Annotated in this window: 23 protein-coding genes and 1 tRNA gene; 13 read left to right on the plus strand and 11 right to left on the minus strand. The window is 59.7% G+C overall.

What is annotated here, in order from left to right; all coding sequences use genetic code 11:
• The first annotated feature begins 181 nt into the window (after positions 1-181).
• From DXT88_RS20845 to DXT88_RS20855, 3 genes are all read left to right on the plus strand, one after another.
• Positions 182-1,045: a hypothetical protein gene (locus DXT88_RS20845; RefSeq protein WP_265215874.1), complete on the plus strand. Its 864-nt coding sequence runs from the start codon at positions 182-184 to the stop codon at positions 1,043-1,045.
• A gap of 74 nt (positions 1,046-1,119) precedes the next feature.
• Positions 1,120-1,503, plus strand: a complete 384-nt coding sequence (locus tag DXT88_RS20850; RefSeq protein ID WP_265215875.1) for a hypothetical protein — start codon at positions 1,120-1,122, stop codon at positions 1,501-1,503.
• Between the two features lie 46 nt (positions 1,504-1,549).
• The gene (locus tag DXT88_RS20855; RefSeq protein WP_265215876.1) at positions 1,550-2,575 is read left to right on the plus strand and encodes a tyrosine-type recombinase/integrase; all 1,026 of its coding nucleotides are present in this window, start codon (positions 1,550-1,552) and stop codon (positions 2,573-2,575) included.
• An 80-nt stretch (positions 2,576-2,655) separates the two neighbouring features.
• On the opposite strand, the gene DXT88_RS20860 is transcribed toward DXT88_RS20855, so the two are convergent.
• Positions 2,656-2,731 (minus strand) — tRNA-Arg (locus DXT88_RS20860).
• Between the two features lie 205 nt (positions 2,732-2,936).
• Between DXT88_RS20860 and DXT88_RS20865 the strand changes: the two genes are divergently transcribed.
• Entirely contained in the window at positions 2,937-3,491 is a 555-nt protein-coding gene (locus tag DXT88_RS20865; RefSeq protein ID WP_265215877.1) for a c-type cytochrome, read from the plus strand.
• Positions 3,492-3,587: 96 nt separating this feature from the next.
• Here the strand turns inward: DXT88_RS20865 and DXT88_RS20870 are convergent, their stop codons facing one another.
• The 5 genes from DXT88_RS20870 to DXT88_RS20890 all read right to left on the minus strand — a co-directional run bounded on the left by DXT88_RS20870 (position 3,588) and on the right by DXT88_RS20890 (position 6,657).
• Complete coding sequence (locus DXT88_RS20870) at positions 3,588-4,244, minus strand: OmpA family protein (protein ID WP_265215878.1); 657 nt, start codon at positions 4,242-4,244, stop codon at positions 3,588-3,590.
• 83 nt (positions 4,245-4,327) lie between these two features.
• Complete coding sequence (locus tag DXT88_RS20875; protein WP_265215879.1) at positions 4,328-4,738, minus strand: hypothetical protein; 411 nt, start codon at positions 4,736-4,738, stop codon at positions 4,328-4,330.
• A 20-nt stretch (positions 4,739-4,758) separates the two neighbouring features.
• A complete protein-coding gene (locus DXT88_RS20880; RefSeq protein ID WP_265215880.1) occupies positions 4,759-5,151 on the minus strand; it encodes a phage holin family protein in 393 nt (130 codons plus the stop codon).
• A gap of 17 nt (positions 5,152-5,168) precedes the next feature.
• Positions 5,169-5,474: a DUF883 family protein gene (locus tag DXT88_RS20885; RefSeq protein ID WP_029363715.1), complete on the minus strand. Its 306-nt coding sequence runs from the start codon at positions 5,472-5,474 to the stop codon at positions 5,169-5,171.
• 160 nt (positions 5,475-5,634) lie between these two features.
• A complete protein-coding gene (locus DXT88_RS20890; RefSeq protein ID WP_029363717.1) occupies positions 5,635-6,657 on the minus strand; it encodes a gamma-glutamyl-gamma-aminobutyrate hydrolase family protein in 1,023 nt (340 codons plus the stop codon).
• Positions 6,658-6,937: 280 nt separating this feature from the next.
• On the opposite strand from DXT88_RS20890, the gene kefF reads away from it, so the two are divergent.
• Together kefF and kefC are read left to right on the plus strand one after the other, a co-directional pair.
• Positions 6,938-7,507 carry a glutathione-regulated potassium-efflux system oxidoreductase KefF gene (kefF, locus tag DXT88_RS20895; protein WP_265215881.1) on the plus strand — a complete coding sequence of 190 codons (570 nt, stop codon included), beginning with the start codon at positions 6,938-6,940 and terminating at the stop codon, positions 7,505-7,507.
• A gap of 21 nt (positions 7,508-7,528) precedes the next feature.
• Positions 7,529-9,328, plus strand: a complete 1,800-nt coding sequence (kefC, locus tag DXT88_RS20900) for a glutathione-regulated potassium-efflux system protein KefC (protein ID WP_265215882.1) — start codon at positions 7,529-7,531, stop codon at positions 9,326-9,328.
• A 64-nt stretch (positions 9,329-9,392) separates the two neighbouring features.
• On the opposite strand, the gene DXT88_RS20905 is transcribed toward kefC, so the two are convergent.
• The 5 genes from DXT88_RS20905 to DXT88_RS20925 all read right to left on the minus strand — a co-directional run bounded on the left by DXT88_RS20905 (position 9,393) and on the right by DXT88_RS20925 (position 14,291).
• Positions 9,393-10,859, minus strand: coding sequence for a DegQ family serine endoprotease (locus tag DXT88_RS20905; RefSeq protein ID WP_265215883.1), 1,467 nt, complete (start codon positions 10,857-10,859; stop codon positions 9,393-9,395).
• 90 nt (positions 10,860-10,949) lie between these two features.
• Positions 10,950-12,254, minus strand: a complete 1,305-nt coding sequence (locus tag DXT88_RS20910; protein ID WP_265215884.1) for a sensor histidine kinase — start codon at positions 12,252-12,254, stop codon at positions 10,950-10,952.
• Complete coding sequence (locus tag DXT88_RS20915) at positions 12,251-12,907, minus strand: response regulator (RefSeq protein ID WP_265215886.1); 657 nt, start codon at positions 12,905-12,907, stop codon at positions 12,251-12,253. The genes DXT88_RS20910 and DXT88_RS20915 overlap by 4 nt, the downstream gene beginning before the upstream one ends.
• A gap of 9 nt (positions 12,908-12,916) precedes the next feature.
• On the minus strand, positions 12,917-13,111 hold the full coding sequence (locus tag DXT88_RS20920) for a DUF2905 domain-containing protein (RefSeq protein ID WP_265215887.1): 195 nt from the start codon (positions 13,109-13,111) through the stop codon (positions 12,917-12,919).
• Between the two features lie 22 nt (positions 13,112-13,133).
• Entirely contained in the window at positions 13,134-14,291 is a 1,158-nt protein-coding gene (locus DXT88_RS20925) for a class I SAM-dependent methyltransferase (protein WP_265215888.1), read from the minus strand.
• 88 nt (positions 14,292-14,379) lie between these two features.
• Between DXT88_RS20925 and DXT88_RS20930 the strand changes: the two genes are divergently transcribed.
• The 7 genes from DXT88_RS20930 to rfbA all read left to right on the plus strand — a co-directional run bounded on the left by DXT88_RS20930 (position 14,380) and on the right by rfbA (position 21,070).
• Positions 14,380-15,153 (plus strand): SDR family oxidoreductase, encoded by a 774-nt coding sequence (locus DXT88_RS20930; protein WP_265215889.1) that lies wholly within the window; start codon positions 14,380-14,382, stop codon positions 15,151-15,153.
• 40 nt (positions 15,154-15,193) lie between these two features.
• Positions 15,194-15,589 (plus strand): dihydroneopterin aldolase, encoded by a 396-nt coding sequence (locus tag DXT88_RS20935; protein WP_016835279.1) that lies wholly within the window; start codon positions 15,194-15,196, stop codon positions 15,587-15,589.
• 23 nt (positions 15,590-15,612) lie between these two features.
• Entirely contained in the window at positions 15,613-16,572 is a 960-nt protein-coding gene (ttcA, locus tag DXT88_RS20940) for a tRNA 2-thiocytidine(32) synthetase TtcA (protein ID WP_016835280.1), read from the plus strand.
• 347 nt (positions 16,573-16,919) lie between these two features.
• The gene (rfbG, locus tag DXT88_RS20945) at positions 16,920-17,999 is read left to right on the plus strand and encodes a CDP-glucose 4,6-dehydratase (RefSeq protein WP_016835281.1); all 1,080 of its coding nucleotides are present in this window, start codon (positions 16,920-16,922) and stop codon (positions 17,997-17,999) included.
• 31 nt (positions 18,000-18,030) lie between these two features.
• Positions 18,031-19,041: a UDP-glucose 4-epimerase GalE gene (gene galE / locus DXT88_RS20950; RefSeq protein WP_265215890.1), complete on the plus strand. Its 1,011-nt coding sequence runs from the start codon at positions 18,031-18,033 to the stop codon at positions 19,039-19,041.
• Between the two features lie 59 nt (positions 19,042-19,100).
• The gene (gene rfbB / locus DXT88_RS20955) at positions 19,101-20,168 is read left to right on the plus strand and encodes a dTDP-glucose 4,6-dehydratase (protein ID WP_265215891.1); all 1,068 of its coding nucleotides are present in this window, start codon (positions 19,101-19,103) and stop codon (positions 20,166-20,168) included.
• Entirely contained in the window at positions 20,165-21,070 is a 906-nt protein-coding gene (gene rfbA / locus DXT88_RS20960; protein WP_265215892.1) for a glucose-1-phosphate thymidylyltransferase RfbA, read from the plus strand. The genes rfbB and rfbA overlap by 4 nt, the downstream gene beginning before the upstream one ends.
• Position 21,071 lies beyond the last annotated feature (1 nt).

Here is a 21,071-nt window from a genome sequence, read left to right on the forward strand (position 1 = left end):
CTGGGTGCCGGCTTGCCTTCAAATTGCGGGCAGCTCATTTGCGTCTGCTGTTACTGCAACTCTTGAGTACACGTTACCCGAGAGCTTTCAGATTTCAAGAGCATGTCTTAGCAAGACCCAGAATCTTAGTTTTATGCGCAAATACCTGTTTTGAAAGGTTTTTATGACAACAGGGAGGCCTTTGCGTAATCGATTTGAAAAAACAAGAACAAAATTTTGGACTGCGGTCGTCTATAAAGAGATTGCAGAAAGAGGGCTAGGGATAGACGAGGTGTTAGGTACCGATGGGAAGTGGAACAACATTTGGTCGCGATATCACCGCGGCCTGGTGGCACCATCCAAAGCCCGCCTTATGCGTATTGACAAGGCATTGCCTGGTACGAAGAGCTATTATTCAGCCCCCCTTTGGAGCCTGTGGACACGAGACCAATGGTCTTGGGCGAACTTGCTACGGAGCAGATACGATCTACCGCCTATATTCCAACAGGCATTTGATTTAGAAGATGAGTTGCGCGAGGCCGACCGTATCAGGCTCAAAAAAAAGCCAGGTCCAACATCAGTCAATGACATCTGGTATTCAAATTTCTTTGCTGGCAACCTGTTGACAAAGTCGTTTGCTATGATCCAAGACCGGCGGTTCGGCATTGGCGCTCTGTCAGCCATACTGATGATGCTTTATGAAAGCAAGCTGCGAGGAGATGTAGTCGCTTACTTCTGCCTATCGGTTGCATGGGCCCAAGCCGAGAGAGAACGGCACAAGCATCCGTTTTTACATCTTTTGCCCTTGACCGTCTTCAATGCCCCCCTAACTGAATTTCATTCCGTTGAATGGCCGGATGTTTTGGCGCCTCTTGAAATTTCAAAAAATCTTGCTAAGCACCTGCAAGAAACGCGTGTCGGCCCTAAGGATTTAGATGTGCTTCGTTTTCTTCAACAGATCTACGCGCGGAATTTTGTAGCGATTTGTTCCGACTTCTTGACCATACAAGAGGAGTTAGACGCGCTCAATCCAAAGGTTGGATATTGGCCGCCCGACATATTGTGAAGCGGACCGCACGCTGACCTCTTGATTTCCAAAGTTCACATGTAAAACTGTCCTTATCTACTAAGGAGAGCGACATGACATCAATCAACTCTAAGCAGCTTGCGGCCATCAAATTAATCGATGTGGAAGCCTTCGATATCCCCACCGCAACGTCATTGAAAGTAACGAGAACATGCCTGCGTACTCGATTGAAAGAGATATGCGAAATAAAGCGGAGTAGCAACGCCACAATCAAAATAACTTTCACGGATTACGCCAAGATGAAGTTCTGGTGCGAGTTAGATTTGAAGACCAAGGAGATGATCTTGGTGGAGTGGGATAGTGGCGACGAACAATTGAATTTCCTACTTCTGGAAGGGGTCACTAATAGCTGCCTCAATCTGTTGAATGCGACCGTGGCAGCCAAAGGAACCTCAATCCATCGGATGCTCACAAAAAAATTACCTTCGCGCATTTAAAAATCTACGATATTATTAATATGGTAGATATTTATATGAATGCATCATGCAAATCTCAGCCACTGATGGAAAGGCAATCACGGCCATTAATGAATGGCTTACCGCCTATCGTTCTGAGAATACGCGTAACACATACCATCGCGAATTCAAGCGTCTGTCGACCTGGCTTTTGGCTATAAAAATGAGTTTTACAGAGATCGACAGCGATCATCTTTCTCGTTATTTGAACGACTTCGCCTTGGGCAAATTGGATCTTGATCTAAACAAGCAGCAGCAAAAAAAGCGAAGCACTGTCACTCAGGCAAGAGATGTATTACGCCGTCTCTTTGAAAATCTCCGCAGGGAAGGCATCAGGGCTGACAACCCCATGGATTCAGTACCGGATGTTCTAGTCGACGAGGGAACTCCTTCCACGCCCATCGCCGCGGCCCAAGAACGGGAAAAATGGCACCAGTCTTACAACACTTGGCTAAACTCACCGGCACCTGAATTTGGAATGCGAGCGAACAGTGAGCGCAGCAACGCTTTAGCGGTATTCGTCTATTGGACTTCGCTACAACGATCTGAGCTCGCGAAAGCAAAGATGGCTGATATAAGGTCAGCTGAGGGAAATCAATGGTTTATTTGGGTAGAAAACACTCAGAAATCGACACGGACGAAGATATTGATTCCAACTTCAGCAATGAAAGCTATCCAACGCTATCGCATCTCACGTGGGTTACCTGAAATACCTGGGGATCACGAAACGGAGGTCCCGCTCTTTGCTCGAAAAAATACGGAACGCGCCTTGGACCCGTGGACAATTGCTCACATTCTAAAAAGTGATGCTCCTGAAATACTCGAGGGTGTTCGGTATATGCAAACTTCGATATCAAAATTGCGAAAAGCCTTTGTCGCGGACGGAGTATTGCATGGCGTATCGGAATTTGAAATTGGACAACATATTCGGTCACACCATGTTGTCCGGCATGTTGCTGCTCAGGTCAGCACGGACAGTTTCGGAGAAAGCATTGCTAAAATGCAAACAGCTCTGATCGGAGCGTTACCGAAGATGAGAGACACATCCAATTGATTGGGATGCATATGCATGCCAAACGGCATAATTATGATTCCCAAACCACGGGACTGGGATGAAACGGAGAACTGCAAATATGGTGCGGCTGGCGGGGATCGAACCCACGACCCTTGGCTTCGGAGGCCAATACTCTATCCACTGAGCTACAGCCGCTTTGGGACGAACGTCGAAGAGGGATGAAGGATACAGTTTTTCCCCCGCCCCGTCCACGGCGGGCAACTATTTTCCGTTCCCAATGAATTACATTGTGTCTATAATCTAAGGTTGGGCGAGACAGCGCTTCTCTAAACAGTAATAAACACCGATTTTCCAAAAAAATCGGGTCAACGCTTTCGAAGAATATTGCACTGAGGGAACTATGAGCGACGCACATAACGAACACCACGAATCCGCAATCAAAACGCCGAAACAGTTGATCGCTGCTGTATCGGCAGGCTTTCTGATCCCCATCGTCTGTATCGTCCTGCTGGTTGAGTACGTCACCAACGGCCAGACGACCGGCGCCGGTTCCGCCAGCCAAACCCCTGAAATGATCGCCGCGCGCATCAAGCCCGTGGCCAGCGAAGGCTTCACTTTCCGTGATGCCAACGCGCCCAAGCAATTGCTGAGCGGTGAAGAAGTCTTCAAATCCACCTGCGCAGCCTGCCACGGCGCCGGCATCGCAGGCGCACCGAAGGTCGGCGATCCTGCCGCCTGGAAAGCGCGCATCGGCGAAGGCTACGACAAACTGTTGGCGCACGCCATCAACGGCCTGAACGCAATGCCTCCGAAAGGCGGCAATCCTGATCTGGACGACGTGGAAATCGCCCGCACCGTGGTCTACATGGCCAATCAGTCCGGCGCCAAGTTCAAGGAACCCGAAGTGAAGGCTCCAGCCGCTGCGCCGGCTGCCGCTCCCGCAGAAAAGAAATAATCAATATCAAGTAGGCGTCGCCTCCCGGATGGCCGGCGACGCCCCGTAAAAAAGCCCCGCACTGCGGGGCTTTTTTATTGTTGCGACCAACCCTGATCAACGCTGCTGCGGTTCTGCCACGAAGATTTCAACGCGGCGATTCTTTGCCCGGTTTGCTTCGGTGTCATTGGCCACCAGCGGCTCATGCGAACCGCGGCCGTCAATGTGGAAACGGCCGGGAGAGACGCCGCGCGCCGTCAGGTAATCACGTGTACGGGCAGCGCGTTCCATCGACAAGGGATTGTTGACGGCGTCGCTGCCGGTACTGTCGGTGTGACCGATAATGTTCACCGTGGTGGCCGGGTTTTCGTTGAGCGTGGCGGCGAATTTATCGAGCACTGCGCGGAAGTTCGGCTGGATGTCGGCGCGACCGGTATTGAAGGAAATATCACTCGGGATCTCCAGTTTCAAGCGGTTATCCTGGGTCTGCGTCACTTGCACGCCGGTACCCTGGGTGGCTTGCTCCATGGCGCGCTTCTGGTTTTCCATGCGATTCGACCACACGTTGCCGATGACCGCGCCCAGGCCTGCGCCGATTGCAGCTCCGGCTGCCGTACGACCACCGCCGCCGCCTCCTGTGGCAGCGCCAAGGATGCCGCCCACGCCTGCGCCGACACCGGCGCCGGTTGCCGTGCCGCGCTGGGTCGCGGTCATGTCCGCACAACCGGTTGCGGCCAGAGTCAGCGCCAGCGCGCCGAGAGTTAATTTACGCATGATGATTTCCTTTATTCGTATGATTCCATGCGCCGTCGAACGGCGGGCATTGTTGCAGATCCGATTTCGGCGCTATTTCGGCGCTATTCGCCGTCAGGCGTGGAAGCGTCGTCAGTATCGGCATCGGCGCTCTGTTCGCGATCCTTGCGGCGCGTCAGGTAATACGCGACAGCCCCGCCCGCACTGATTACCGCGCCGTATAGCAAGGGCTTGCGCAGGTAGCGCCTGGACAGCAGCGAAATGCCGCCGATCAGCAGCGGCGATAGCGATTGCAGGTTGCTGCCGCCCTTGCCCGACAAGGCGCCGCTGAAGGTGGAAGACACTGCGCCGACGATACGGTTGAAGGCGCCCTTGGCCAGCGATTCGGCATTCAGGTTGGCGCGCACGGTGCCGCGCGCCTGCATGATGCCGATGCGGAACAAGGCGCCTTCCGCCAGCAGTTTGCGCTTGCGTTCTTCGAGCGGGACGTCCGGCTTCCAGTCTGTGTGAGGCATGATTTTCCCATTTCCCGAGGTCAGAGCAGCGCGTCGCGGTCTTTGCGAAGCTCCGCCATGGTGGCGGGCAAGGCCAGCTTGCCGTTGCGCAGCAGCGCGAAAGCATACCAGCCGATCGCCGCCGCAGCGGCGGTGAAGAACGCGCCGAGCACAATCAGGATCTTCCAGCCCCAGGAATCCCAGGCCAGGAACACCAGCAACACGGCCCAGAACGCAATCGCGAACCAGACGGCAATGACCCCCAGCGTAAACAGCACAAGGAATTTCACCAGGTTGCCGCCGATTTCCGACAGCTCCAGTGAAGCCAGCTCGATGCGGTTGATGATCAGCCCGAGCAGGTTCCTGGCGATGCCCAGCAATCCCGCGGTGAGACCGGGATTGGCCGGCTCCGCCTGCGTGTTTTTATGCTCCATTGTGTCGGCGCGTCCGATTATTTGCTGCGGCCGATGACCAGGCCGACCAAGAGGCCGACGCCGGCAGAAATCGCCACGGCGCGCCATGGATTTTCATGCACGTAGTCGTCGGTGGCGGCAGCAACTTCCTTGCCTTTTTCGATGGCCACGGCTTGCGCGTTTTGCGCCGCTTCGACCGCTGCTTCCAGCATGATCAGGCCCTTGCTGCGCAGTTCGTCGGCTTTATCGCCGGTGGCTGCAGCTGCTTCACGGAACAATTCTTGCGCATCTTTGACGAGGGTTTTCATATCGTTTCTCACTGTTTTAAGGGCGGACTTTGTCATGGAGATTCTCCTATTGATTAAATGCTCAAGCAAACGAAAGCGATTAAATGGGCGGGAGCCTGAGCATTGGCGCCGGTGACAGCGCGCCTCTGCGTACCTGCAGACGCAGGCTCATTTTGATAGCTTTCTTCTATATAAGTTTCAGCAACGGCCAAAACGTTCAAAAACGAGTTTCGCGCGCCGTACGCAGGAAACTGTCCAGGATAGGCATGCAATCGAGCAACTCCGGCCCGCCGGCGCGGTGGAACTCCGGATGCCACTGCAGACCCATCACGAACGGCGCCTTGCGATAGCGGATCGCCTCGACGATGTTGTCGGTGCCGGACACTGCTTCCACAGACAAGTCCCGGCCCAAGTCCTTCACGGCCTGATGGTGGATGGAGTTCACCACGGCGTTCTGGGTATTGACCAGCGAAGCCAGGGTCGAGCCGGGCGGGAACTTGAGTTCGTGATAGTTGCTGTCGTACAGATCATTGACGTGGGCGATCGCCGCCGGCACGTCGGTGGCGATGTCCTGGTACAGCGAACCACCGAAGGCCACGTTGATCAGTTGGCAACCGCGGCAGATGCCCAGGACCGGTTTGCCGGCTTCGATGAATTCATGCAGCAGTTCCAGCTCGTACATGTCGCGCACGCGGTCGCCGTTCCATTCGGGACGCGTGGCGGCCTCGGCGTAGCTCTGCGGCGAGACGTCGGCGCCGCCCTGCAGCACCAGACCGTCGAGATGCTTGGCGTAGTCGCGCAGACGGATGTTGCTGGGATGGACCAGGCCGTTGGTGTTGACGGTCGGGATCATGAACACCAGCACGTCGCGCGACATGACCCATTGCGCGATCGACTCTTCCAGGTATTGCAGCGTCTTGCCGCGCAAACCCTTGGCGCCGGTCTCCGGGTGGAAGATGCGCGCCGAGATGCCAATCTTGAGCGTGCGCTGCATGATGCGACGGCCGGCCTTGTCGGACATCGCCTTGAAACGCGCACCCAGCAACCGCCAGGTCTGCGCCCATGGCGTGTCAAGCGGCGGCGGCGAATACGCCGGATGCGGGGCTTGCTGAGCAGCTTGTTGCGCCTGCTGTTGCGCTGCTGTCGGCGCCTGTGCCGACGTCGATGCAGCAGGCGCATCGGGACGGGGCGGTCGTGGAGAACTTGGTTGATTGGCTTCGGAATCGCTAATATCGGACATGGCGGCTATGTTAGGTTGTTATCAATGGCTGTGACCAGGTGCTGCGTCCGCGAACAGGATTGCCAAAGTATAAGCGCATTGATTTGCTTTGGGCAGCCGGTCATGGGCCATGGGTGTCACAGAATGACGAAGAATGAGCCACCGCGGTCGCAGCGACTCATTCAACGATGTCTGGCGTCTTATCGTCCATCTTCAATAATCCAGACAACAAAGCGGCGATATATGTTCCAATCCTTTCTGACTTCTTTCCGGCTTATTTCTTGCTCAGGCAAGCTCCTACATGACCACTTCACGCATTCTTATCCTCTATGCGCATCCGGCCCACGAACGCTCGCGCGCCAACCGCGCCATGATCGAGGCCGCTCGCACGCTGCCCAACGTGCGCATCCATGACCTCTACGAGTGCTATCCCGATTTCCACATCGACGTCGACTACGAACAGACCCAGTTGCATGAAGCCGACCTGATCGTGTTCCATCATCCGATCCACTGGTACAGCATGCCGGCGCTGCAAAAGGAATGGACCGACCTGGTGCTGGAACGCGGCTGGGCCTTCGGCCCCGGCGGCGATGCCTTGCACGGCAAGGATTTCTGGCTGGTCGCGACCACCGGCGGCGACGAGACGTCGTATCAGCCGGGCGGGCGCCACGGCCATCCCTTCGACGACTTCCTGCCGCCTTACCAGCAGACCGCGCGACTGTGCGGCATGCAGTGGAAGACGCCCTACCTGCTGCACGGCGCGCACCAGATCGACAACAACGCCATGACCCTGCATGCCGCCAATTACCGCGCCCTGCTCGACAGCTACCCTGATTGGCCGGACGCTGCCTCCGCCGCCTCTCCACGTTAACGCCAGGACCACCAGAACACCATGGAACAAACTCTCCTGCATCCGTTGATTTACCTGCTGGCCGCGGTCGTCGCCGTGCCCATCGCCAAGAAGCTCGGCCTGGGCGCCGTGCTCGGCTACCTGCTGGCCGGCATCGCCATCGGTCCCTGGGGCCTGGGATTGATCAGTGAAGTCGAGGACATCCTGCACTTCTCCGAATTCGGCGTCGTGCTGCTGCTGTTCCTGATTGGACTCGAACTCGATCCGAAACGGCTGTGGTCGCTGCGCCGGCACATCTTCGGCTGGGGCAGCGCCCAGGTCGGACTGGTCAGCCTCGGCCTGTTCGGCGCGGCGCTGGCGGTCGGCATCGACTGGCGCGTGGCGCTGATCGGCGCGCTCGGCATGTCGCTCTCTTCCACCGCGATTGCACTGGCGACGCTGGGCGAGCGCAAGCTGACGGCGACGCCGGCCGGCTCGGCTGGCTTTGCGATCCTGCTGTTCCAGGACATCGCCGCGATCCCGATGATGGCGGCGGTGCCGCTGCTGGGCGTGGCGGTGGCGCAAGGCAGCGGCCAGGGCTGGCTGCACACGCTGCAAGTGGTCGCCGTGATCGCGCTGCTGATCTTCGGCGGCCGCTACCTGATCCGTCCGATCCTGCGCATCATCGCCAAGACCGACATGCGTGAAATATTCACCGCGTTCTCGCTGCTGCTGGTGATTGCGACCTGCCTGCTGATGCAATCGGTGGGCATGTCGATGGCGCTGGGCACCTTCCTCGCCGGCGTGCTGCTGGCGGATTCGGAATACCGCCACGCGCTCGAGAGCGATCTCGAACCGTTCAAGGGATTGCTGCTGGGGCTGTTCTTCATTGCCGTCGGCATGTCGGTCGACTTCGGCATCTTCCTCGAGCAGCCGTGGCTGATCCTCGGCATGGTGCTGGGCTTCCTGGTGATCAAGACCGCCGTGCTGTACGGACTGGCGAAATGCTTCCGCATCCCGCGCGACCAGCAGATCTTCTTTGCCTTCCTGCTGTCGCAGGGCGGCGAGTTCGCCTTCGTGGTGTTCGGCGCCGCAGCGACCGCGCAAGTGCTGACGCCGCGCATCTCGTCCATCCTGGTGGTGGTGGTGGCGCTGTCGATGGTGATCACGCCGTTGCTGCTGCTGTTCCACGATCGCGTTCTATTGCCGCGCCTGCAGGCGCGCGGCAGACAGCCTGAGGATGACATCGAGCCGCAGGACAATCCGGTGATCATCGCCGGCTTCGGCCGCTTCGGCCAGATCGTCGGTCGCCTGCTGCACGCCAACGGCATCGGCCTGACCATTCTCGACCACGATCCTGACCAGGTCGAATCGCTGCGCAAGTTCGGCTTCAAGGTGTTCTACGGCGACGCCACGCGCATCGACCTGCTGCGCACCGCGGGCGCCGACAAGGCGCGCCTGATCGTGATCGCCATCGACGATGCGCCGGCCAGCCTGAAGCTGGTGGAAGCCGTGCAACGCGCCTTCCCGCACCTGAAGATCGCCGCCCGCGCGCGCAACGTCACGCACCTGTACGACCTGATGGACCGCGGCGTCACCGTGCTCGAACGCGAGACCTTCGAGAGCGCGCTGCAGATGGGTCGCCAGGTATTGCGCCAGTTGGATTTCGGCGCGTATCGCGCGCACCGCGCCGCGATGAAATTCCGCGCCCACAATATCGAAACGCTGCACAAGCTGTATCCGCATTACAAGGATCAGCAGCAAATGGTGTCGATGGCCGTACAGGCACGCGAAGAACTGGAGGCGATGTTCGCCAGCGACAACGACGCCATCACCGACGGCGACAAGCATCGCTGGGATTAAGGTCGCAAATGCAAAAAGGCCGGACGCTAATGCGATCCGGCCTTTTCTTATTACGCCAACCGATTTAGTTCAAATACACCGGCACGAAGATCTTGTCGTCGCCGCGCTCCACCAGCAACGCCACGCTCTTGCCGGCCTTGCTCACCAGGCTGCGCAATTGCTCCACGCTGGTCACCGCATTGCCGTTCAAGGACAGGATCACGTCGCCGCTCTGGATGCCCGCCACCGCCGCCGGCCCGTTGACGTCTTCCACCAGCAAGCCGCCGTGCACGCCGATCTGCTGCTGTTCGCTCTTGTCCAGCGGACGCACCGCCAGCCCCAGCCGGCCCTGCGGCTCGTTGCGACTGGCTGCGGCTTCCTTGGTTGGCTTCAGTTCGCCGACCGTGATGTTGAGCGACTTGAGCGCACCGTTGCGCATCACCTCGATTTTCTGCGTGGTTCCCGGCGCGGTGTCGGCCACCAGCGTCGGCAGATCCACCGAGTGATCAATCGCCTGGCCGTTGAAGCGCAGGATCACGTCGCCCGCCTGCACGCCGGCCTTCTCGGCCGGGCTGCCCTTCTCGACCGAACTGACCAATGCGCCTTCCGATTTCTTCAGTCCGAAGGATTCCGCCAGCGCCTGGTTGATTTCCTGCACCGACACGCCGAGACGGCCGCGCGTCACCTTGCCGTGCTGGACCAGTTGTTGCTCGACCTTCATCGCGACATCAATGGGGATTGAAAACGACAGCCCCTGATAACCGCCGGTCTGGCTGTAGATCTGCGAATTGATGCCGACCACCTGGCCCTTCAGGTTGAACAACGGACCGCCCGAATTGCCGGGATTGACGGCGACGTCGGTCTGGATGAACGGCACGTAATTGTCGTCCGGCAGGGCGCGCGACTTGGCGCTGACGATACCGGCCGTGGCGGTGTTGTCGAAACCGTAGGGCGAGCCGATCGCCAGCACCGGTTCGCCGACCTTCATCAGCGCCGGGTTGCCGATCTGCACGGTCGGCAAATCCTTGGCCGCGATGCGGATCACGGCGATGTCGCTCTGCTTGTCGGCCCCCAGCACCTTGGCCTTGAACTCGCGGCGGTCGGTCAGCTTGACGGTGACTTCCTGTGCACCGTCGACCACGTGGGCATTGGTCAGGATCAGCCCGTCCGGGCTGATGATGAAGCCCGAGCCGAGACCGCGCATGATCTGCGGCGTGCGTGGCGGTTGCTGGAATTGCGGGCCGAAGCGCTTGAAGAATTCAGAAAACGGATCGTTGGGATCGACGTCGTCGGAAGCGTCGTCGGACACGCGCTTCGCCTTGCCGGTGACGCTGATGTTGACCACTGCAGGACCGGCACGCTCGACGATACCGGAGAAATCGGTCGGCGTCGCCAATGTGGGTGACGACGGGGCGGCAACAACGGGCGCCGGCAGGATCGCGGCCTGCGCCGCCGGCAGTTCGGCGCCGCGGAAGTACACGTAGCTGCCGCCGACGACGGCGGCCAGTGCGATGGCGAGCGTATTGCGAACGAAAACGGTACGGCGATTCATGATGCACTCCTTGCGATAGGGGTGGCCTCTCCACCCGATGGAATGCAGCGTAAGTCGCGAAAATTAAGGCAGACTTAAGGAAACAAACTGTTACACCTTGGCTTTGGCAAAACGGACCTCAACACGTAGACCCGTGCCGGTATTTTCCAGCCGTACGCGTGCGCCGTGCAAATCGGCGATCTGGCGCACGATGGCCAGGCCGAGGCCGCTGCCCGGTTGCGACGGCGGCACGTTGGCGGCACGGTGGAAGCGGTCGAACACGCGTTCCAGGTCCTGCTCGGGAATGCCCGGGCCGCGATCTTCCACGGTGACGACCAATGCGTCGCCGTCGCTGCGCATGGCGACATCGACGGTGCTGTCGGCCGGACTATACTGCAGCGCATTCGACAGCAGGTTGCCGAACAGGATGCGCAAGGCGTCGACATTGGCGTTGACGGCGCCCTCCACCTGCGTCGTCATGCCGAGGTCGATGCCCTTGTGTTCCGCCAGCGGCGCGTGATCCTGCACCGTGCTGCGCAACAACGGAGCCAGTTCCAGCGGCGCCATTTCCTGCACGCCGGGTTCCTGACGCGCCAGCGTCAGCAACTGATGCACGAGATGCGTGGTGCGATCGAGGCCATGGCGCAGATCGGCGAAAGCCGCGCGGCGCTCTTCGTCGTCGCCGGCGCGCTCGGCCAGTTGCGCCTGCAGCCGCAAGGCAGTGAGCGGCGTGCGCAACTCATGCGCAGCATCGGCGACGAAAGCGCGCTGCGTCTGCATGGCCTGGCGCAGGCGTTCGAGCAGATCGTTGAACGCATGCGTCAGCGGCCGGATTTCCTGCGGCAGGCCGTGATCGGCCACCGGCGCCAGCGTGTGCATGTCGCGCGACTGCACGTCGGCGGCGGCGCGCCGCACCGGCGCCAACGCGTGACCGACCGCGATCCAGATCAGCGCGCCGAGGAAGGGAAACAGCAACAGCAAGGGCATCACGGTCTTCACCGCCGCCTGCGCCGCCACCTGCTTGCGCGCGCTCTGCGGCTGCGACACCTGCGCCACGGTATTGCCGATCTGCGCGCTGTAGACGCGCCACATGCCGCCCGGTCCCGGGACGTCGGCGAAACCGAGCTCGGCCTGCTGCGGCATCACGCTGCGCGAGTGCGAGTGGTAAATCACGGTGCCGGTGCTGTCCCAGATCTGCATCATGATTTCATCATCAAGGCCGGGCGCGTCCTGGCCCGGGGCAATCGGTGCAAAGGCCTGGCGCGGCAGCGACGCGGCGATCTGGCGCATCTGGTAATCGAAGATTTCGTTGGCTTCGCCGCGCGCCTGGAAGTACAGCGCGATGCCGGCCAGCAGGATGCCGGCGCTCAGGCCGAGCGCCAGCCACAGCAATAGTTGTCGTCGAATGGAGTTCATTTGGGCACCAGATAACCGATTCCGCGCACGTTCTTGATGAAGTCGCTGCCGAGCTTCTTGCGCAAGGCGTGGATGTGAACTTCGATCGCATTGCTGTCGACGCCGTCATCCCAGCCGTAGAGTTTTTCTTCCAACTGGGCGCGCGACAACACCACGCCCGGGCGATCCAGGAAGGCCTGCAACAAGGTGAATTCGCGCGCCGACAGTGCGACCGGCCGGCCTTGCAGCAAGACTTCGCGCGTGGCCGGATTCAGGCTGACGTCGCGCACCTGGATGAGGCTGTCGGCGCGGCCCGCCTGGCGACGCAGCAAGGCGCGCATGCGCGCCGAGAGTTCTTCCAGGTCATAAGGCTTGATCAGGTAGTCATCGGCGCCGGCATCCAGCCCGGCGACGCGATCGGCGACGGCGTCGCGCGCGGTGGTAATCAGCACCGGCACCTTGTTGCCGGCCGCGCGCAATTCCTGCAATACGGCCAGGCCGTTCTTTTGCGGCAGCCCGAGGTCGAGCAGCACCAGCGCGTAATCCTCCTGGCGCAATGCCAGCGCCGCTGCGGCGCCGTCCTGCACCCAGTCGACCGCGAAACCGTCCTGACGCAAACCCTTGCGGGCCGCTTCACCTACCATCAGATCGTCTTCGACCAGCAGGATGCGCATGGTGGTCTCCTACAGGAAGCGCGCCAGCAAAAACACCACAGCCGAGATCAGGATGGTCGATGCAAACGGCAGCGAAAACACGCGCCCGAACAATTTGAAGCGCAAGTCTCCCGGCAGACGGCCGATGCCGAGCTTTTCCAGCCACGGCAACAAGCTGGAAAACACGACGACGGCGATGAAGATGACGACGACCCAACGAATCATATGAACTCTCTGCTATCTCTGTTTAAAGGCGATGGGTACGGTCATGCGTCAAAAGACGCCCGGGCCAGTCGACGTTCTTGCCCACGACGAGCACTTTGAACAGCTCGCCCATTTCAGCGGGCGAGATCAACTTTTGCACCGCATTGGATTGCGGCAGATATTGTGCGCTTTGTTCCGGCGACGTGCGCAGCAACAGCTCGCCGATGCCGGCGCTGAGCAGGAATCCCGCCTGGCTGGCGTAGCCCAGCACGTCCAGCCCGCCTTCGATCGCCGCACGCGCCATCGCCGTGAAGTCAACGTGCGCGGTGACGTCCTGCAAACCCGGCAGGTAAAACGGATCGGCGTGCGCATGATGGCGGTAGTGGCACATCAGCGTGCCCTGCGCGCGTCCGGGGAAATAGTATTCCGCCGCCGGGAAGCCGTAATCGATCAGCAGCGCCGCGGAATTTCCCTGTTGCAACATTGCCGCCAGCGATTGCATGAACGCGGCGCCGACGGGATGGACTTCAGTCAGATAACCGACCGGCAGCGCGTCGCCGTCAGGGATCTGCGCTGCCAGAATAGCGGCGGCGTCGGCACGGTCGGCGCGGTCGGCGAACGTGAAAGCGCCCGCATCATCGAGCGCCACGCCGCGCTCCAGCCATCCCCGTTCGCTACGCACTACCAGTTGCACCGGCATGGCGTCGAGCACCTCGTTGCCGATCACGACGCCGGAAAACGTCGCCGGCAGGCTGTCCAGCCATTGCACCTGCGGGAAGTCGCGCAGCTTTTCCTGTTGCCGCGCGCGCAATTGCGACGAGATTTCAACGATGTAATAGTGCTCCGGCAACTTGCCGGCTGCGCGCAGTTCGCTCAGGATATCGAACGCCAGTTTGCCTGTGCCGGCGCCGAACTCCATGATGGCCGCGCCGGTCTGCGGAAACAATTCTGTCGCCAAATGCGCCAAAGTAGCGCCGAAAAGCGGCGAAATTTCCGGTGCGGTTGTAAAATCACCGTCTTTGCCCAATTTGGCCGCACCGCCGCTGTAATAGCCCAGTGCAGGCGCGTACAGCACCAGTTCCATGTAGCGCGCAAACGAAATCCAGCCGCCATTGCGCCGGATGTCGTCGGCGATCAGGAGCTGGAGAGCGCGGGAAGCGGCAAGCGCGTCGGCGGAAGGTTCGGGTAGTTGCAGTTGCATGATGGGGCGTATTGTATTTGAATCCGCCCCTGCCTTCGCAATTGGCTCCCGCCGTCATTGCGCGCTCCATTCCCGGCCCCATCACGAAATGAACATCATGATTCCGTCTCGACAACAAGTTGCCCTCGTCACCGGCGCCGCCAAGCGTATCGGCCGCACGATCGCGCTCGCACTGGCGCGCGACGGCTGGGACATCGCCGTGCATTACGGCAAATCGGCAGCCGAGGCGCAAGCGCTGGTGGCTGAAATAGCCGCGCTGGGCCGGCGCGCCATCGCGCTGCAATGCGAACTGGCCGACGAGGCCGGCGTGCGCACGCTGGTGCGCCAGGCCGGGCGGCTGGGACCGGTGGCGTGCGTGGTGAACAATGCTTCGCTGTTCCGCGAAGACCGGGCCGAGAGCTTTTCGATGGACGCGCTGGACGCCCACATGCGCGCTAACGTCGCCGCCCCCGTACTGCTGGCGCAGGCCTTGTACGACGCCACGCCGCCGGGCCGCCAGGCCGTGGTCGTCAACCTGCTCGACCAGAAGCTGTACAATCCCAATCCCGATTTCCTGTCTTACACGCTGTCCAAGGCCGCGCTGCAAAGCGCCACCACCTTGCTGGCGCAGGCGCTGGCGCCGCGCGTACGAGTGGTCGGCGTGGCGCCCGGCATCACCATGGTCTCCGGCGACCAGAGCGAGGCCGGGTTCCGGAAGGCCCATCGCGTGACGCCGCTGGGCAAGAGCAGCACGCCGGACGACGTCGCCGCCGCGGTCTGCTTCGTTGCCACCGCGCAGGCGATCACCGGCACGACGATCCTGGTCGACGGCGGCCAGCACCTGGTGCCGCTGCAACGCGACGTGATGTTCCTTGCCAAATAGGCGTTTCGTTTTTTATTCATTTATCTCTTGTCTGGATTCCATGTTTTCTCTTTCCCATCCCGAACTGAACGATTGCCGCCGCCTGTTCCTGCGCAACTATGAAGTGCTGATCAACATCGGCGTGCACGAATTCGAGAAAAAGGGCGAGCAGCGCATCCTGATCAATGTCGACCTCTTCATCCCGCTGGCCATGTCGACGCCGGAACACGACCAGCTGCAGGAAGTGGTCGACTACGACTTCATCCGCAGCACCATCGCCAAGCGCATGGCGCAGGGCCATATCCATTTGCAGGAAACCTTGTGCGACGACGTCGTCAAGGCCATGCTGGCGCATCCCAAGGTGCGCGCCGTCCGCGTTTCCACCGAAAAGCCGGACGTCTATCCCGATTGCGACTCCGTCGGCGTGGAAGTCTTCCGCGTCAAAGAAGCGCTCTGAACCCTCTATTTGCAGGACCCAAGATGAACGATCTGCTCGAACACGCCAAACTCGCCGACAGCGCCGCTCCTGCCGAGGCCATCCCCTCGGTCAAGCAGGCGGAAAAACTCGCCTACGAAAACAACAAGCTGCACAAGCGCCTGTGCCGCCTGACCGGCCAGGCCATCGGCGACTACAACATGATCGAGGACGGCGACAAGGTGATGGTCTGCCTGTCCGGAGGCAAGGACAGCTACGCGCTGCTCGACATCCTGCTGACGCTGCGCGAGCGCGCGCCAATCCACTTCGACATCATCGCGGTGAACCTGGACCAGAAGCAGCCGAACTTCCCGGCCGATATCCTGCCCGCCTACCTGGAAAAACTGGGCGTGGCGTACCACATCGAAAACCAGGACACCTACAGCATCGTCAAGCGCGTGGTCCCGGAGGGCAAGACCACCTGCGCGCTGTGTTCGCGTTTACGCCGCGGCATCCTGTACCGCGTTGCAACAGAACTGGGCGCCACAAAAATTGCCTTGGGGCATCATCGCGACGACATCCTTGAAACCTTTTTCCTGAACATGTTCTTCGGCGGCAAACTCAAGGGTATGCCACCCAAGTTGCAGTCCGACGACGGCAAGCAGATCGTCATCCGTCCGCTTGCGTATGTGAAGGAAGCCGATCTCACCCGCTACGCCGAGGTCAAGGAATTCCCGATCATTCCGTGCGACCTGTGCGGCAGCCAGGAGAACCTGCAACGCAAGCAGATCAAGGGGCTCATGCGTGAATGGGAGAAGAAATTCCCGGGCCGCGTCGACAATATCTTCGCTTCATTCTCGACTGTGGCGCCTTCGCATCTGATGGACCGCAAGCTGTTCGACTTCGCCAACCTCAAGGCGACCGGTGAAGCTGACGCCAACGGCGACATCGCGTTCGATGAAGATCCATGTGCGACCGGCGCGCCTGCCGGGCAGAATGTGATCAAGCTGCACGTCGACGATTAACTTGCAAAGTAAATATCGGTTAAGCATAACGACGCACCTTGCGTGCAGTTATGCGTAAAAAATTATTTCAAAGTCCATATTTGCACGGATTGGATGCCAAATACCCTCCTGATCATCGCTTGAAGCCGTTGCCCCCCATGATTTAATTTGACCGTCATCTGCGTAATTTTCAGTACTCCTGAGCAATACGCAGCAGGATCACAATATCAATTAAATCAAGAAAGTCGCGACAGCCGCAGGGGCCTCAGAAAGGAGTTGGTGATCAACCCCTTCCGCCACCGAGATGGAACCACCATCCGCACCTCTGCCCATGCCGACACTGCTTATTTCGTGCATGAGGAAGTTTGATGGCAGCACAATTCTGGCGCGACAAGCGCGTATTCATCACCGGCCATACCGGCTTCAAGGGTAGCTGGCTGACCTTGTGGTTGCACCGTTGGGGCGCCAAGGTCTACGGCTATTCGCTGCCAGCGCCGACCAATCCGAGCCTGTTCCATCTGGCGCGACTCCAGAATTGCGTCCAAACCACCACCGGCGACGTGCGTGACCTCAGGCATTTGAGCGACACCATGGCGGCCGTGCAGCCGGACGTGGTGTTCCACCTGGCGGCGCAACCGCTGGTGCGCGACTCCTACAACACGCCGATCGACACCTTTGCCATCAACGTGATGGGCACCGCCCATCTGCTGGAAGCCGTACGTCATACGCCGAGCGTGCGCTCGGTAATCGTGGTGACCAGCGACAAATGCTATGAAAACCGCGAATGGCTGTGGGGCTACCGCGAAGACGACCCGATGGGCGGCCACGATCCGTACAGCAGCAGCAAGGGTGCTGCGGAACTGGTGACCTCGGCGTACCGCCGTTCCTACTTCCAGCATAACGCCGACGCCCACGCAGCGATTGCCACCGTCCGCGCCGGCAACGTCATCGGCGGCGGCGACTTCGCCGGCGACCGCCTGATCCCGGATTTCATCCGTGCGCTGGAAAAGGAAGAAGCCGTCAGCATCCGCAACCCGCACGCGATCCGTCCATGGCAATTCGTGCTGGAGCCCTTGTCGGGCTACCTGCAGGTGGCGCAGAAATTATATGAATCGGGCCAGCAATTCGCCGAAGGCTGGAACTTCGGTCCGGCCGACACCGACCTGCAGACCGTCAGCCAGCTGTGCGCGACGTTCAACCATTCGCTGCAGAAGAACGACGTGGCGCCGGTGGAGGTGCGCCTGGAAAGCCAGGCCGGCGCACCGCATGAAGCCGCTTTCCTGCGCCTCGACATTTCCAAGGCGCGCCAACGGCTGGACTGGGTTCCGAAGATGGAACTGTACACCGCGCTGGAATTGACCGCGCAGTGGTACGGCGGCTATATCAATAACGAAGACCTGCGGACGCTGAGCGAAAGCCAGATTGAGTTTTACCAGAATCTGACATAATCCAGCGTTCTGTCACTCGCAAGAAATCAGCATGAATATTCTCGTTACCGGCGGCGCCGGCTACATCGGTTCGCACACTTGCGTTGAGTTGCTCAAGGCCGGACACCAGGTAGTGGTGTTCGACAATTTCTGCAACAGTTTTCCCGAAGCGACGCGGCGCATCGGGCAAATCGCCGGAACCCCGCTGACGCTGGTGGAAGGCGACATTCGCGACCGCACGGCGATTGAGCGCGCCTTGCGCGAGAACGCCTGCGACGCGGTCATCCATTTCGCCGGCCTCAAGGCCGTCGGTGAATCGGTCGCCAAACCCCTCCTGTATTACGACAACAACGTCATCGGCACGGTCCGCCTGCTGGAAGCCATGCAAGCCACCGGCGTGAAGACCATCGTGTTCAGTTCCTCCGCCACGGTGTATGGCGTGCCGCAATTTCTACCCTATACCGAAGATCATCCGCTGTCCTCGACCAGTCCCTACGGGCGCGGCAAGCTCATGGTCGAAGATATCCTGCGCGATTACCATGTCGCCCAGCCGGACTCGCGCATTGCCCTGCTGCGCTACTTCAATCCTGTCGGCGCGCACCACAGCGGCCTGATCGGCGAAGATCCGCAAGGCGTGCCGAACAACCTGATGCCCTTCGTCACCCAGGTGGCGATAGGCAAACGCGACAGATTACAGATCTGGGGCGGCGACTACGACACTCCCGACGGCACCGGCGTGCGCGACTATATCCATGTGGAAGACCTCGCCGTCGGCCACGTCAAGGCGCTGGAACATCTGCGGCAACCGCAGTGCTTCGCCGTGAATCTCGGCAGCGGCCGCGGCCACAGCGTGCTCGAGGTCGTCAAGGCCTTCGAACAGGCCTGCGGCAAGAGCATCCCCTATGAAATCGGGCCGCGCCGCGCCGGCGATCTTCCCGCATACTATGCCGACGTCACGCTGGCAAAGTCGCTGTTGGGCTGGAAAGCGACGCGCTCCCTGGAAACCATGTGCGCCGACAGCTGGCGCTGGCAAGTAGCCAATCCGAATGGCTTTCGCGTATGATTCTTGCCTGCGAGGTCCCAAATAAGGCCTAGACAAGACGAACAAACGATTGATTAATTATGATATTTGTAACAGGTGGCGCCGGTTTCATCGGCAGTAATTTCATTCTCGATTTCCTGACAAGCCAGGATGAGCATGTCCTCAATATCGACAAGTTGACTTACGCAGGTAACCCGTACAACCTGACCAACCTTGAAGGCGACGCCCGCTATCATTTCTCGCAGGCCGATATCGCTGATCGCGAAAAAATCGACCAGTTGTTCGGACAACACCAGCCGCGGGCTATCATTCACTTTGCTGCCGAAAGCCACGTCGACCGCTCCATTCACAGCCCCGGGGAATTCATTCACACCAACGTCAACGGCACGTTCACCTTGTTGGAAGCAGCGCGGGCTTACTGGTCTGCGCTTCCTGCAGGCGCCAAGGAAGATTTTCGCTTCCTGCACGTCTCGACCGATGAAGTCTACGGAACGTTGGGTCCGGACGACGCTCCATTCAGCGAAACCACGCCGTACGCGCCCAACAGCCCCTATTCGGCGTCCAAGGCCGCCTCGGACCATCTGGTGCGCGCTTATCACCACACCTATGGCCTGCCGACGCTGACCACCAATTGCTCCAACAATTACGGCCCCTATCATTTCCCCGAGAAATTGATTCCGCTGGTCATCCTCAACGCGCTCGACGGCAAGCCGCTGCCGATCTACGGCGACGGCCAGCAAATCCGTGACTGGCTATTCGTCGGCGACCATTGCAACGCGATCCGCGAAGTGCTGGCGCGCGGCGTACCGGGCGAGACCTACAACATCGGCGGCTGGAACGAAAAAGCCAATCTCGACGTCGTGCATACGCTGTGTGACATTCTCGACGAGCTCAGTCCCAAGGCCGCCGGCAGCTATCGCGACCAGATAACCTTCGTGCAGGATCGCCCCGGCCATGACCGGCGCTATGCCATCGATGCCCACAAGCTCGAGCGCGAACTGGATTGGAAGCCGTCCGAAACTTTTGAAACAGGCATCGCCAAAACCGTGCGCTGGTATCTCGACAATCCACAATGGGTCGCCAACGTGCGCTCTGGCGGCTACCTGAAATGGCTGGAGCTCCAATACGGCAGTAAGGAAAAATCATGACCACAGCAGTACGCATCCTGCCTGAACGCAAAGGGATCATCCTCGCTGGCGGCTCGGGTACGCGCCTGTATCCGGCGACCACAGTAATCTCCAAGCAATTGATGCCCATCTATGACAAACCGATGGTCTACTACCCGCTGACCAGCCTGATGCTGGCGGGTATCCGCGACATCCTGATCATTTCCACGCCGCAGGATACGCCGCGCTTTGCCGAGCTGCTGGGCGACGGGCACCAGTGGGGCTTGAACCTCAGCTATGCGGTGCAACCTTCGCCGGACGGGCTGGCGCAGGCCTTCATTATCGGCCGTAGTTTTATCGACAATGCACCGTCCGCGTTGATTCTCGGCGACAACATCTTCTACGGTCGCGAGTTCGAAACGCAACTGCGCGCCGCTTCGACTGCGACAGACGGCGCAACGATTTTCGCCTACCATGTCAACGATCCGGAGCGTTATGGTGTGGTCGAGTTTGACCAAAATCGACGCGCCGTCAGCATCGTGGAGAAACCGCCTCTGCCCAAATCGAACTACGCCGTCACCGGCCTGTATTTCTACGATAATCAGGTGTGTGACATCGCGAGCGACATCAATCCTTCGGCGCGCGGCGAACTCGAAATCACCGACGTCAACAACACCTATCTGAATCGCAACCAGTTGCAGGTTGAATTGATGGGACGCGGCATTGCGTGGCTCGACACCGGCACCCACGATTCACTGTTGGAAGCCGGCCAATTCATTGCTACCATCGAAAAACGCCAAGGCTTGAAAGTGGCCTGTCCCGAAGAAATCGCCTATCGACGCGGCTATATCGATGCCGCGCAATTGGAACAACTGGCGGCACCGCTAAAGAAAAACGCATACGGTCAATACCTGTTGCATCTGCTGACCGACATGAGTTACTGAG

It is taken from the genome of Herbaspirillum lusitanum, from assembly GCF_026127345.1.
Classification (GTDB): domain Bacteria; phylum Pseudomonadota; class Gammaproteobacteria; order Burkholderiales; family Burkholderiaceae_D; genus Herbaspirillum; species Herbaspirillum lusitanum.